This window comes from Lacinutrix sp. (genome assembly GCF_037625555.1).
Classification (GTDB): domain Bacteria; phylum Bacteroidota; class Bacteroidia; order Flavobacteriales; family Flavobacteriaceae; genus Lacinutrix.
Genome location: NZ_JASJHV010000007.1, coordinates 1 through 14084, shown reverse-complemented (window position 1 = coordinate 14084; position 14084 = coordinate 1). Strand labels below are relative to the sequence as shown.

General features: G+C 31.5%; 12 protein-coding genes. 3 read left to right on the top strand and 9 right to left on the bottom strand.

Annotated elements, in window-relative coordinates; all coding sequences use genetic code 11:
- Positions 1-1062: cobalamin-dependent protein (locus QNK89_RS00300; RefSeq protein ID WP_340168925.1), on the bottom strand; the 1062-nt coding region annotated here is incomplete at its 3' end.
- 232 nt (positions 1063-1294) lie between these two features.
- Between QNK89_RS00300 and QNK89_RS00295 the strand changes: the two genes are divergently transcribed.
- Positions 1295-1999, top strand: coding sequence for a DUF4197 domain-containing protein (locus tag QNK89_RS00295; RefSeq protein ID WP_340168924.1), 705 nt, complete (start codon positions 1295-1297; stop codon positions 1997-1999).
- A gap of 133 nt (positions 2000-2132) precedes the next feature.
- Positions 2133-2330 (top strand): Lacal_2735 family protein, encoded by a 198-nt coding sequence (locus QNK89_RS00290; protein ID WP_340168923.1) that lies wholly within the window; start codon positions 2133-2135, stop codon positions 2328-2330.
- Here QNK89_RS00290 and QNK89_RS00285 read toward each other — a convergent pair.
- The 7 genes from QNK89_RS00285 to QNK89_RS00255 form a co-directional block, all read right to left on the bottom strand.
- Positions 2313-3104, bottom strand: coding sequence for a helical backbone metal receptor (locus QNK89_RS00285; RefSeq protein WP_340168922.1), 792 nt, complete (start codon positions 3102-3104; stop codon positions 2313-2315). The genes QNK89_RS00290 and QNK89_RS00285 overlap by 18 nt on opposite strands.
- A 30-nt stretch (positions 3105-3134) precedes the next feature.
- Positions 3135-3950 (bottom strand): orotidine-5'-phosphate decarboxylase, encoded by an 816-nt coding sequence (pyrF, locus tag QNK89_RS00280; protein ID WP_340168921.1) that lies wholly within the window; start codon positions 3948-3950, stop codon positions 3135-3137.
- A gap of 96 nt (positions 3951-4046) precedes the next feature.
- Positions 4047-5399 (bottom strand): DUF5723 family protein, encoded by a 1353-nt coding sequence (locus QNK89_RS00275; protein WP_340168919.1) that lies wholly within the window; start codon positions 5397-5399, stop codon positions 4047-4049.
- A gap of 36 nt (positions 5400-5435) precedes the next feature.
- Positions 5436-6512, bottom strand: a complete 1077-nt coding sequence (gene prfA / locus QNK89_RS00270; protein ID WP_340168918.1) for a peptide chain release factor 1 — start codon at positions 6510-6512, stop codon at positions 5436-5438.
- Between the two features lie 559 nt (positions 6513-7071).
- The gene (locus QNK89_RS00265) at positions 7072-7470 is read right to left on the bottom strand and encodes a hypothetical protein (protein ID WP_340168916.1); all 399 of its coding nucleotides are present in this window, start codon (positions 7468-7470) and stop codon (positions 7072-7074) included.
- Positions 7471-7827: 357 nt separating this feature from the next.
- Positions 7828-9006, bottom strand: coding sequence for an AIR synthase related protein (locus tag QNK89_RS00260; RefSeq protein WP_340168915.1), 1179 nt, complete (start codon positions 9004-9006; stop codon positions 7828-7830).
- 79 nt (positions 9007-9085) lie between these two features.
- Positions 9086-11272: a glutamine synthetase III gene (locus QNK89_RS00255; protein ID WP_340168914.1), complete on the bottom strand. Its 2187-nt coding sequence runs from the start codon at positions 11270-11272 to the stop codon at positions 9086-9088.
- 188 nt (positions 11273-11460) lie between these two features.
- Here QNK89_RS00255 and QNK89_RS00250 point away from each other — a divergent pair, with 188 nt between their 5' ends.
- The gene (locus tag QNK89_RS00250) at positions 11461-12474 is read left to right on the top strand and encodes a glutamine synthetase beta-grasp domain-containing protein (protein ID WP_340168913.1); all 1014 of its coding nucleotides are present in this window, start codon (positions 11461-11463) and stop codon (positions 12472-12474) included.
- A gap of 77 nt (positions 12475-12551) precedes the next feature.
- Here QNK89_RS00250 and QNK89_RS00245 read toward each other — a convergent pair whose 3' ends face one another.
- On the bottom strand, positions 12552-14069 hold the full coding sequence (locus QNK89_RS00245) for an outer membrane protein transport protein (protein ID WP_340168912.1): 1518 nt from the start codon (positions 14067-14069) through the stop codon (positions 12552-12554).
- Between the last annotated feature and the right edge of the window lie 15 nt (positions 14070-14084).

Genomic DNA, 14084 nt, shown 5'->3' with positions numbered 1-14084 from the left:
CAAGGCATCTAAAGAACCTCTTTTATCGAATTTATTAATAGCCACAAGATCTGCAAAATCTAGCATGTCGATTTTTTCTAATTGTGTTGCAGCTCCAAATTCTGGTGTCATTACATACAAAGCAACATCACTGTGCTCCATAATTTCCGTATCACTTTGTCCTATTCCTGATGTTTCAAGAATAATAATATTGTATTCTGCTGCTTTTAAAACTTCTATAGCTTCGTTTACATATTTTGATAATGCTAAATTACTTTGTCTTGTTGCTAAACTACGCATATAAACGCGTGGCGAATTAATAGCATTCATACGAATTCTATCTCCTAAAAGTGCACCACCTGTTTTACGTTTTGAAGGATCTACAGATACTAAACCAATGGTTTTTTCTGGAAAATCTATTAGAAAACGACGTACAAGTTCATCTACTAAAGATGATTTTCCTGCACCACCAGTTCCTGTTATACCTAAAACTGGTGTTTTAGACGTTTTATTTTTTAAATGAATAGCCTCTAAAGCACCTTTAGCAACTTCTGGAAAGTTTTCTGCTGATGAAATAACACGAGCTATTGCTTTAGGATTTTTAGTAGGAAGCATTTCTACTTCGTTACTTAATTGGTCTCCAATAGCAAAATCTGATTGTTGAACCAAATCGTTAATCATGCCTTGCAATCCCATTTCACGACCATCGTCTGGCGAATAAATTCGTGAAATACCATAATCCATTAATTCTTTTATTTCTGATGGCAAAATTACACCACCACCTCCACCGAAGATTTTAATATGTTCTGCTCCTCTTTCTTTTAAAAGGTCGTACATATATTTAAAATACTCATTATGTCCACCTTGATAAGACGTTAAACAAATAGCATTTGCATCTTCTTGAATAGCAGTGTTTACGACCTCATCTACACTTCTATCATGACCTAAATGAATAACCTCAACTCCTGTTGATTGGATTATACGTCTCATAATATTTATTGACGCATCATGACCATCAAACAAGGCTGCTGCAGTTACTATTCTAATTTTATATTTTGGTTTGTAAGGTATGGCTTGTATCATTCGTAAAATACATTCGGATTTGAGGTTGCAATTTACGGAATATTCAAAAAATATCACTAATTTTTAATGATTGTTTAAGGTTTGCAAAAGTGATTGAGGCTTTGTTGAAGCTCCTCGCAGAGAGCGACTGCCAAAAGCACGGTATTTTATTAAAACTGTGTAGTGCGCGAAACAGTTTTAACAAAATATTTGCCCAAATAATGTTTACTTTTATAGCCTAATAAAACAAACAATGAAAAGATTTATAGCTTTATTTTTAATATTTAATTTAACAGCTTGCGCAGAATTACAGCAGGTAGTAAACCAATTACCACAAGGAAATGGAGGAATCTCTGCCTTGGATACTGGTAATGGATTGAGACAGGCTTTAGATTTTGGGATAGATAAACAGGTTAGTAAACTAACACAGAAAGACGGTTTTTATAATAACCAATTGGTTAAAATTTTACTTCCTCAAGAATTACAAAAAGTAGATAAAGCTTTAAGAGACATTGGCTTAGGAAGTTTAGCAGACGATGGTATAAAAATATTAAATCGTGCTGCAGAAGATGCTGTTAGTGAGGCAACACCCATATTTATTGATGCCGTAAAAGGCATTACTTTTAATGATGCCAAAACTATTTTATTAGGAAATAAAGATGCTGCTACTCAATATTTAAACAGTAAAACGCAAACTGCACTTTACGCTAAATTTAATCCTGTTATTAAAAATAGTTTTGCAAAAGTTGGTGCAGATCAAATTTGGGCAAACTTAATTAATAAGTATAATGCAATTCCTTTTACAAGTAATTTTAATCCAGATTTAACAGATTATGTTACTACTCAAGCCTTAAATGGTGTCTATAAAATGATTGCAGTAGAAGAGCTGGAAATTAGAGAAAAAGTATCTTCAAGAACTACTGGTTTATTGCAAAAAGTTTTTGCTTTGCAAGATTAATTATAAAACAACAATACTTAAAGCCATTAAACACTAGTATTTAGAGGCTTTTTTTTGTTTTATGTTTACAAACAATCCACCCTAACTTGCTAATTACCAATATTAAATTTAAATTTCTAACTCAAAACTAACCATGAGCAGAAATACTTTATTAAAAACACACCAAGAAAAACTAAACAAACGCTATAAACAATTAGCAGAGCAAGCCTATAATTTAAGGCAAACTGACCATGCGCTTAGTGATGATTCTGAATTTAAGGCAATGAAGCTTTTACATAAATTAAATCAGATTAAGTTTTTATCTAGAGAGTACTCACAATCTATTTCTTAATGTTTTAAAGTAATTGAATGCTTTTATAAGTCGTGAGCCATACCATGAAAAATATTCTCCATCTACAAATATGATTTTTGCGTGATTGGAAACACTACCTACTTCTAATACGTGCTCATCTTTAAAAGGATATGGCTCACTAGACAATAACACCAATTCTGGATCACCTTGTTCTTTTAATCCTTTTAGTTCTACTTCTGGATAACGTTCTATATTATTATAAATATTTTCGAACTTATTTAACTCTAATAAATGATTTATAAAAGTGCCACTTCCTGCTACAATCCATGGTTTTCGCCAAATAAAATAAGCTGCTTTTAAAGTAGGTTTGTCTTTTACAAAAGCTTTAAAGTCTTTTAAGTTATAATTTATTTTATCTGAGATTTTTATTGCCCTTGTAGGCTTGTCGAAGATTATTCCATATTGTTTTATAAGCTCTAAACAATCGTCTATTGTTACAATATCTGACACATGAGTATTACAAATAGATTGACAAAGCTCAACAATTTCTATTGTATTTTCTTCTTTATTACAGAGAATTATATCTGGTTTTAAGGCAATTATTTTATCTATATTAATTTGTTTTGTGCCTCCTATTATTTTTTTCGTGCTCTTAAAATGAAATGGATGTACGCAAAATTTTGTGATACCAACTATAGAATCTTCTAATCCTAAATCGTAAAGTAATTCGGTTTGAGATGGAACAAGACTTATAATTCGCTTTGGAGTGCTATTAAGTTTAATATGTCTTCCTATTTGATCTATAAATTTCATTCTAGAGATTGCTTAGTCCTTGTAGTGCGTCTACTTATTTAAAATTGCTTTCATTTGCTCTTGTAACTCTAAGGCATCTAAAGCAGCAGCTTGTGCAAAATCTTTGTTTTTTGAAGCATAGATGGTTCCTCTAGAAGAGTTTATAAGTAGTCCAACATTCTCACTCATTCCGTATTTACAAACCTCTTGCAGATTTCCGCCTTGCGCTCCAACTCCTGGAACTAATAAAAAGTTATTTGGGACAATTTTTCTAATTTCTGCAAAATATTCGGCTTTGGTTGCGCCAACTACATACATTAAATTTTCTGAGTTTTCCCAGCTTTTAGAGGTCTCTAAAACCTGTTTGTATAATTCATTATTATTGACGCTTAGTGTCTGAAAATCGAATGCGCCTTTATTAGATGTTAACGCTAACATAATGGTATGCTTGTTTTTAAAAGCGAGAAAAGGCTCTACTGAGTCTTTTCCCATATATGGTGCAACAGTAACACTGTCGAACGCTAAATCTTCGAAAAAAGCTTTAGCATACATTGTACTTGTATTACCTATATCTCCACGCTTTGCGTCTGCAATGGTAAAAATTTCTGGATGGTTATAGTTTAAATATTGAATCGTTTTTTCTAATGCTTGCCAACCTTTAATACCATAGGCTTCGTAAAACGCTGTATTTGGTTTGTAGGCTACACAGAGATGATGAGTAGCATCTATTATAGCTTTATTAAACTCAAAAATTGGGTCTTTGGAGTCTAATAAATGTTTTGGGATTTTATTTAAATCGACATCTAATCCTATACATAGAAAAGAGTTCTTTTTTTTAATTTGCGTTGTTAGTTCTTGTGTCGTCATTTACTTTAAATATAAACTCTGTCTCTAATACAGAATGACATATAATTTCAATTTACTTTATAAAAAAAGCCTCGAAAAAAAAGAGGCTTGTGTTTATTATACTTTAAATTTAGACTTCCCTTTTTTGTAAATAGGAATTTTTAGTCCTAAATATACATTTGTAGCCTTACTTTCGCTAGATAGTAAATTTGTTAATACTGTATTTGAGCCTAAAAATAATGGTCCTGCTCTAAAACCAAAACCAGCATTAAAACCACTATAATCCATAATACTTAATGGCACAAAGACACTAAACCATTTTCTTTCAAAACGTGGTGTTACTACTAAAGAGTTATCTATTTTATTTGTGTTCAACTCTGTTGCTTTACGCAAAGATAAATCTGTACGAAGGTTTATAAAAAACTGTGTATCTAAGTTATAATCTGCCGTAAGATGTAATGCTGTTGGAAGATTTACTTTTGTAAAATCTCTAGATCCAGTTCTAGTATAAAGGTTGTTTAATTTATCTTCAAAATCCTCTTCAGACTCAAAAGTAATTTCATCTACTGTATTTGTAATGTCGTATGTATTTGCATCTGCATCTTTATAATTAATACTTCCAATATCTGTAATACTTACACCAATTTTTAATTTATAATTAGATCTTGAATCATTTTCTAAATCTGTTGCCTTTGGTCTCCATTCATAAATAAAACCTAAGTCTGCTCCAAAACCATTAGAACCACTTTCAATTTCAAAATCATCTCCATTTTCACTTAAACCTTTTGAGCTTCCATACTCAATTTGACCTGTTGTACTAATTGTACCTAATGCTGGAGCAAAACCATCTGCATCGAAATCTACAGATAAATTACTACCTTTAGTATATGCGTTTCCTAAACCTTGCAAATATTTAAATGTTACACCACCTTTTAAGTAGTGCTGCTCTTTATCTATTAAAGTTCTTCCGTAAACTACACCAAACTCTGCCCAAGCATGGAGTGTTGATGTAAATTCGTCTTCTGTTAGGCTAAAGTCGTTTCCTGAATCGAAATCATCTTCGAAAGCATCAAACAGCTCTCCTTTAATTTCATTTACATTAAAAAATGCTCTGGCTCTTGTAATAATACCAACACTATGTTTTGGAGATAAATTAAACATAAAAGATGGGCCCATTACATCTGTATTTATAACGAAATTGTTATTATCTTTTGCTGTGAAACTTGAATTTTCAATGTCGTCTGTACCTTCAAATAAATCACTAAAGTCTAAAACAAAGTAATCGTTATTAAAACTTGCGTTTGCAGAAACTAAATTAATTTCACTTCTAAATTTAGAACCAGTTACATTAGCTGGGTTTAGGGTTAAACTGTGTAATCCTGAATAATTGTCTGACAAATACCCAAAGTAGTTTTGTGCAGATGTAAGATTAACAAATAATAAAAACAAAAATGCGGTTAGAATTCTCATAGTAGTTGTGGTTGGTTGATTAAATAGCTGGTTTTTTTAAATGATGTCACTATTCGCTTTTAACTTCTCTGTATTATCTGCGAGTTGTAATTCGTCTATTATTTTTTGAATATCTCCATTTACAATGTTTTGAAGATCGTAGAGTGTTAATCCTATTCTATGGTCTGTAACTCGTCCTTGAGAATAGTTATAAGTTCTAATTTTTGCACTTCTATCTCCAGAGGTTACCATTGTACCTCTTAAAGCAGCATCTTCTTCATTTTTTTTAGCAAGCTCTAAATCATATAAACGGGAGCGCAATACTTTGAATGCTTTTTCCTTATTCTTATGTTGCGATTTTTGATCTTGACATTGGGCAACTAATCCTGTTGGTATGTGTGTTAAACGCACAGCTGAGTATGTTGTATTTACAGACTGTCCTCCTGGTCCAGATGAACAGAAAAAATCTACTCTTACCTCTTTTGGATTAATTTCTACATCAAATTCCTCGGCTTCTGGAAATACCATAACGGTTGCAGCACTTGTGTGAACACGACCTTGAGTTTCGGTTTGCGGTACTCTTTGCACACGATGCACGCCTGCTTCAAATTTTAAGGTTCCGTAAACATCGTCTCCAGAAACTTCAAACTGGATTTCTTTAAATCCGCCATTTGTACCTTCGCTATAATCTACAGTATCTACCTTCCAACCTCTACCTTCGCAATACTTGGTATACATTCTATACAAATCTCCTGCAAAAATACTAGCTTCATCTCCTCCAGTTCCTGCTCGTAATTCTACTACTGCATTCTTGGCATCTGTAGGATCCTTTGGTATTAATAATACTTTAATTTCTTCGTCTAAAAGCGGAAGTCCTTCTTTTGATTCATCATATTGCATTTTAGCCATATCTACCATTTCTGGATCGCTACTATTTGCAATTATTTCTTCTGCTTCTGCTAAATTATTTGTAAGCTCTAAATATTGCTCACGTTTATCCATTAATAAACGTAAATCTTTATATTCTCTATTTAATTCAACGTAGCGTTTTTGATCTGTAATAATATCTGGTTGAATGATTAAATCACTTACCTCATCAAATCGTTGTTTTACTATTTGTAATTTCTCTAACATCTATCTCTAAAATTGTTACACAAAAATACGATAATTTATGAATTAGCAATGGTTTATAACATGTTTCAGCTTTTGAAAAATATTACATAAAAATTTACGTTATAATCTATATGCTAAACCAATTTCGCGCTTTATTATTTTATTATAGACCTATGTCTATATGGTCTTATATAGTTACGCTATTGTTAACTATTTATAGCCCAAAAATAGTTAGCGCATTATTAACTAAGCTATTTTTAACGGCTTTGTTTTGGCTAATGATTAACGATAGAGATATTAGAAAAAAACTTAAATTTTATAAAATGGTTGATGTTTCTAATTTTAAACTAGTAGTTAGTCTCTACTTAATAGATTGCTTTGTAACCTGTAGCTTCCTATTACTGATAAAAGGTTTTATTTAATTAATATTCTTGCAAAGAATAGTCTTCAATATTTGAATTTTTATTTTCAGAGTACAATATGATAAAATATAGAGATATCATATAAAACAAGGTATCGAAATAAAAAGCTGAATGACCATTTAAATAATAGGCTATAAACCAGCTAGCATCTGAGAGAATTAATGAAAATATAAATAATATAGAGAATGCTTAGAAGAGTATCTAGAATGATAATTTATCGCCATAATACACATTAAGACATTTATTGAACCGTAAATAATATATAAAACACTTTCGTTATAATCTTCAATTTTTAAAAACGTAGTCCAAACAGTTTGATACACTAAAAATAAATTAAGCGCAACTACAATTACCACAAATAAAAATATTGGCTTTTTAACCTCTTTAATTTTTACCTTCCTAATAACTTCATTTATAATAAAAGAATATGCAATAAGTTTAACAACTGGACCGATAATGCTTATGTAACCATTCTCATAATTAATTGCAAGCACATCTACAATAACAAGGAATATGAAAGCAAAAGTGATATTTTTATTTTTTACATTTTTTTGCATTAAAAAAACCAAAAAATAAATACAAATAGAAATTATTCGTATTAATCGTCTTTCAAAATGACCATAATTAAAGATCACGAAGGCATTGACTAAAATCAATACTATAAAAAGTAAGAGAAGCGTTTTTTTAAACAAGTTTGTGAGCTATTATTACACTAAATATAGTAAAATAAACACTCTGTATTTATTTTTGATTATGTTTTTTTGGTTCTAAACAACTAATTTTAAAGGAAATATGAATAATATTATTACTTTTTTTTGAAAGAAAATTATAATTAAAGCATTATAATACATAGTACTCAAGAGAAGAATATTCACCTGTTTTATTACACAATAATAAATAGTATTACTTGGCAATTAGTAAATAAATGTCCCAAATGGACTATCTATTGTAAGCTTTTTATTTTCTGAAGCCTCAACTCGTCCAACAATTTGTGCATTTACATTAAAAGATTTTGAAATAGTAATGATTTCATCTGCAATTTCAGGAGAAACATACAGTTCCATTCTATGTCCACAATTAAAAACCTGATACATTTCTTTCCAATCTGTTTTAGATTGTTCTTGTATTAATTTAAATAGTGGTGGAATTGGGAATAAATTATCTTTAACAATATGTAAATTATCTATAAAATGTAGGATTTTGGTCTGTGCTCCTCCAGAACAATGCACCATTCCATGTAAAGTTTCAGAATTAAATTTTGATAAAATTTCTTTTATTATTGGAGCGTAAGTTCTTGTTGGTGACAACACCAACTTTCCAGCATCTATTGGGCTGTTTTCAACTGAATCTGTTAATTTTATTTGTCCAGAATACACTAAATCTTCTGGAACTGCTGCATCAAAACTTTCTGGGTATTTTTTTGCTAAGTAATTATTAAATACATCATGTCGTGCAGAAGTTAAACCATTACTTCCCATACCTCCATTATATTCTTTCTCGTATGTAGCTTCCCCAAAACTTTCTAAACCAACTATTACATCACCTGCTTTTATATTAGCATTATCAATAACATCGCTACGCTTCATTCTGGCAGTAACAGTAGAGTCTACAATTATGGTACGAACTAAATCACCAACATCTGCTGTTTCACCTCCTGTAGAATGAATAGTCACTCCAAAAGTTTTTAAATCCTCAATAAGCTCTTCAGTTCCATTAATTATTGCAGAAAGCACCTCACCAGTAATTAGGTTTTTATTTCTTCCTATTGTAGAGGACAACATAATATTATCTGTTGCTCCAACACATAACAAATCGTCAATATTCATAATTAAAGCGTCTTGAGCAATACCTTTCCAAACAGAAACATCTCCAGTTTCTTTCCAATACATATAAGCTAATGCACTTTTTGTACCTGCTCCATCTGCGTGCATTATTAAACAATAATCATCGTCGTTAGTAAGATAATCTGGAACTATTTTACAAAACGCCTTTGGAAACAAACCTTTATCTATATTTTTTATAGCATTATGCACATCTTCCTTTGATGCTGAAACACCTCTTTGACTGTAACGTTTACTTATTTCCGAACTCATAATTATATATTGAAATGCAAAGATAGTTTTATTAGTAGTTATACCAAATGAACTTTTTAATAACCAATTAAACAAGTTCCTACTTAGTAAAAAGTAATTCTCTGTATTTTGTTAGTGGCCAAAGCTCATCATCTACCAATAGCTCTAACTTATCGCAATGGTATCTAATATCTGTAAATAAAGGCTTTACTTTATTACAATACAAAACTGCTTTCTTTTCAGAATTTTGATCTTTATTTGCCTCTTTTCGCTCTTCTGTCATTTTAGTTACATTAGAGTTTATTGCAGCAATATGACCTGAGATCTCTTCAATTAAGTTAAGTTGTTCTTTTGCTAATTTTCTAAAATCATTACCATAAATCTCTTTTAATCCTTTTACATTTTCAATTAATATATTTTGGTACTTTACAGCTGTTGGCACAACATGGTTTCGTGCAATATCGCCTAAGACACGGCTTTCTATCTGAATACGAAGAACATACTCCTCAACTTCAATTTCATAACGTGCTTGAGATTCAACTTTATTCATGACTCCTAACGTTTCAAAAATCTCTAATGTTTTTTTAGACACTTTAGCCTTTAAAGCTTCTGGAGTAGTTTTATTATTACTCAATCCTCTTTTCTTAGCTTCTTTCTCCCATTTTTCTCCATAGCCATTTCCTTCAAATAAAATATTCTTAGATTTTTTTATGTACTCTCGTAAAATATTAAAGATGGCATCGTCTTTTTTCATATCCCTTTTATCGATTAAAGCATCTACTTCTACTTTAAAATCTATTAATTGCTTTGCCACAATACTGTTTAATACCGTCATTGGATTTGCACAATTTGCTGAAGAACCAACTGCTCTAAATTCAAATTTATTACCCGTAAAGGCAAAAGGAGACGTTCTATTTCTATCTGTATTGTCTAATAAAACATCAGGGATTTTCCCTACAACATTAAGTTTAAGATCTGTTTTTTCTTCTGGAGAGAGTTTTCCGCTGGTAACATTCTCTAATTCATTTAAAGTTCGCGTTAATTGCTCTCCAATAAAGACTGAAATAATAGCAGGAGGCGCTTCATTCGCACCTAACCTATGATCATTACTTGCCGAAGCTATTGCTGCACGAAGCAACTCTTCGTTTTCTTGAACTGCCTTTATAGTATTAATAAAAAAGGTTAAAAACTGAAGATTACTCATTGGTGTTTTACCAGGCCCTAATAAATTAATACCTGTATCTGTACTTAAACTCCAATTATTATGTTTACCAGAACCGTTAACTCCTGCAAATGGTTTTTCGTGAAATAAGACTTTAAAATTATGTCTATCAGAAATTTTCTCCATAACATCCATTAGTAAAGAGTTGTGATCTACAGATAAATTAACCTCATCATAAATAGGTGCTAATTCAAACTGGTTTGGTGCCACTTCATTATGTCTGGTTTTAACCGGAATACCCAATAGCATACATTCTACCTCTAAATCTCTCATATATGCCATAGCACGATTAGGTATGGTTCCAAAGTAATGATCATCTAACTGCTGGCCTTTAGCAGGAGAATGACCAAGTAATGTTCTTCCTGTATGAACGATATCTGGTCTAGACATCGCCAAATCTCTATCTATTAAAAAATATTCTTGCTCCCAACCCAAAGATGCATTTACTTTTTTTACATTTTTATCAAAATATTTACACACTGCTACAGCTGCACTATCAACAGCTTGTAGCGCTCTTAATAAGGGTGTTTTATAATCTAAAGCCTCTCCTGTATAACTTACAAACACTGTTGGTATACATAAAGTTGTGCCATATATAAAAGCTGGTGATGTAGGATCCCAAGCGGTATATCCTCTTGCTTCAAAAGTATTCCTAATTCCTCCATTTGGAAAACTAGACGCATCTGGTTCTTGCTGCACTAATTGTCCTCCTCCAAATTTTTCTATCGCCAAACTTCCTCCAATAGTTTCAAAAAAAGCATCGTGCTTTTCTGCAGTAGCTCCAGTTAATGGCTGAAACCAATGTGTATAATGGGTCGCTCCTTTTGATATAGCCCATTCTTTCATTCCTGTAGAAATATGATCTGCTACTACTCTATCTATTTTTTTTCCAAATTGAATTGCATCCATAACATTTACAAACGCTTCTTTTGTAAGATATTGGCGCATAGTAGACTCGTTAAAAACATTTTTTCCAAAAATTTCTGAACGACGTAATTTTTCCTCAATAATTACTGGCTTACGTTTTAGAGATTTTTTAATAGCATGAAACCTTAGAGTAGACATATTTTTTATTTTAATGAATTATTTTACGAAATTACAATTTTTTACACGTTTTAATCATTACACCCTTAAAAAAATAGGGTTATTAACATTCATTTAATAAATATTTCGTTTTGACCCTTGTTTTTTTGTGGGTAAAATCATTTTTATTATATATTTGCTGAAATTATAACAAAAATCATTTTTTTATCATGAGCAAATCTAAGTTAGAGTACATATGGTTGGATGGCTACAAACCAACTCAAAACATGAGAAGTAAAACTAAGGTTGAAAACGACTTTAGCGGAAAGTTAGAAGACTGTCCTATATGGTCTTTTGATGGATCTTCAACTAAACAAGCCTCAGGAGAAGCATCTGATTGCTTATTAAAGCCAGTAGCAATATATCCAGATCCTGCAAGAGAAAACGGGTATTTAGTAATGACAGAAGTTTTAGATGCAGACGGAACTCCACATGTTACTAACGGAAGAGCTGGTATTGACGACGACGATAATGATTTTTGGTTTGGTTTTGAGCAAGAATACTTTATCATGGATAAAGAAACACAATTACCATTAGGCTTCCCTATTGGTGGCTATCCTGGCCCACAAGGAATGTACTACTGCTCTGTTGGAGGAAGACATACACATGGTAGAAATTTTGTTGAAGAACATGCAGATTTATGTATTGCAGCAGGACTAAACTTTGAAGGAATAAATCAAGAAGTTGCTTCTGGGCAATGGGAATACCAATTATTCGCTCAAGGCGCAAAAAAAGCTGGTGATGAAATATGGATTTCGCGCTACTTATTAGATCGCTTAACTGAACAATATGGGTATTATATAGAATATCATCCAAAACCAGTAAAAGGAGACTGGAACGGTTCTGGTATGCATGCTAACTTTTCGAATTCTGTTTTAAGAACTTGTGGTTCTAAAGAAACTTATGAGAAAATTTGTGAAGCGTTTAGACCTGTTGTTAAAGAACATATGGCAGTTTATGGAGAATTTAATGATGAACGTTTAACTGGCTTACACGAAACAGCTCATGTAAATGACTTCTCTTATGGAATTTCAGATAGAGGTGCCTCAATACGTATACCAATTATTACTGTTGAGAAAGGATGGAAAGGATGGCTAGAAGATCGTCGTCCAGCTTCAAATGGAGACCCATACAAAATTGCTGGTCGTATTATAAAAACAGTAAAATCTGCTAATATTAATTAACTTTACACATAAAGTTAAATCCAATAAAAAAGCGTTTGAAAACCTTCAAACGCTTTTTTATTTATTTTATTTAAAACCTACAATTGAAATCCTATTGTTAGTGTAATATTAGAGTTATTAGCATCAATAGCTACTGCATCAGTTAACCCTGTATTGTAAAATTGATGCTCTCTTGTTTGATTAAAAGCATCGTAGGTTAAATCTAGTTTAGTGTTACCAAAATTATAACCTAAACCAAGAGAATACCCATTTAAATCTCCAACCGTTTTACCATCTTTATAAGGGCTTTCTTCAAAACGATAACCTCCTCTAAAACTAAATTGATTTACCTTATACTCACCTCCAAGTTTGTATGTAGCAGCAGCAATTAAAGCATCTGAAATGATGTTATTTTGTGCTCTAAAAAAAGAATCCGATGTTGGTTTAAGTCTAATTCTGCTGAAATCCCTTCTTGAATAATCAAAACTCAATAAACCTTGTTTTCCAAAAACATAAGCAATACTACCTGTTACTTTTCCTGGCGACTGCAAATTATAATCTGGAAATAAATTTAATATTTGAGGGTTTACAATTTGCAAAACATTTTCTCCTCCATCTATTCTAACGGTTTCTAGAGACTGAGACGTTTCTTCAGTTATTGTCATCCAAGTTGGAGAGTCATAAGTGAAACCAACTCTAAATTCATTACTTAATTTATAAATAGTTCCTAATTGAAATGAAAAACCAGAACCATTAGTTGTAATATTATTTTCAAAGCCTACTTGATTAACAATAGATCCTGCATTATTATTTTGTTCATATAAAAAAGTCGAGCGCTCATAATTAACAAAATGAGAATTTAAATTTAAACCTAAGTACAAATCATCTCCATATTGAGCTCCTATATTAAAAGCAATCTTACCATTATAACCAGTTGCTACGTAATTATAGTCTTGATTAAAGTTTCCTGATACTATATTTGAAGTATAACCAGTATTATCGTCATCAAAACTATCAGGCTCTAAAATAAAAGAATCAAAACCTAAATAGGCTTGTTGATGAATATAGCCAAAAGCGCCACCAATACTAGCGTAGGCTTCAGAAACAGATTCTCCTGGAAATGCAGAAATATCACCTAATTGTAATCCTTGTGCATTGTTTAAAAAATATTGATCGATAGATGATGAATTAACTCCTCTTGAACGCCAAGTATCATCATAATTCTTAGTATTATCATAAGCAACGCTTAGTGCAAATTTTTTCCATAAAGAATTTGCATTTCTATTTCTAAAAACAAAAACTCCTCCGCCTTGATTTAAAGACAAATCAGAATTAGATGAAGAATTTAATCCTCCAAAAAATGCAGTTTCATTATCTACATCTCTAGTATTTAATGATACTGAAGCAAAACTATTAGTAAAAATAGCAGAACCTGCTGGATTCACACTAATTGCACTTAAATCTCCTCCTAGCGCACCAAACGCACCACTTAGCGCTCTATATCTTGCAGAACCAATAACCTCTCCATTACTGTAGCGCAATGCGTCGTTAATATCCTGGGCATTAATTGTATACATAGACATAATACCTATGAACAAAAATATTATTTTTTTCATATTATTTTTTTAATT

Bases quoted from the DNA above. Each gene is read 5' to 3' on its own strand.
- pyrF (WP_340168921.1), bottom strand. From the start codon at position 3,950: ATGACGACACAAGAACTAACAACGCAAATTAAAAAAAAGAACTCTTTT.
- prfA (WP_340168918.1), bottom strand. From the start codon at position 6,512: ATGTTAGAGAAATTACAAATAGTAAAACAACGATTTGATGAGGTAAGT.
- QNK89_RS00245 (WP_340168912.1), bottom strand. From the start codon at position 14,069: ATGAAAAAAATAATATTTTTGTTCATAGGTATTATGTCTATGTATACA.
- QNK89_RS00295 (WP_340168924.1), top strand. From the start codon at position 1,295: ATGAAAAGATTTATAGCTTTATTTTTAATATTTAATTTAACAGCTTGC.
- QNK89_RS00250 (WP_340168913.1), top strand. From the start codon at position 11,461: ATGAGCAAATCTAAGTTAGAGTACATATGGTTGGATGGCTACAAACCA.
- QNK89_RS00255 (WP_340168914.1), bottom strand. From the start codon at position 11,272: ATGTCTACTCTAAGGTTTCATGCTATTAAAAAATCTCTAAAACGTAAG.
- QNK89_RS00275 (WP_340168919.1), bottom strand. From the start codon at position 5,399: ATGAGAATTCTAACCGCATTTTTGTTTTTATTATTTGTTAATCTTACA.
- QNK89_RS00265 (WP_340168916.1), bottom strand. From the start codon at position 7,470: ATGCAAAAAAATGTAAAAAATAAAAATATCACTTTTGCTTTCATATTC.
- QNK89_RS00285 (WP_340168922.1), bottom strand. From the start codon at position 3,104: ATGAAATTTATAGATCAAATAGGAAGACATATTAAACTTAATAGCACT.
- QNK89_RS00260 (WP_340168915.1), bottom strand. From the start codon at position 9,006: ATGAGTTCGGAAATAAGTAAACGTTACAGTCAAAGAGGTGTTTCAGCA.
- QNK89_RS00290 (WP_340168923.1), top strand. From the start codon at position 2,133: ATGAGCAGAAATACTTTATTAAAAACACACCAAGAAAAACTAAACAAA.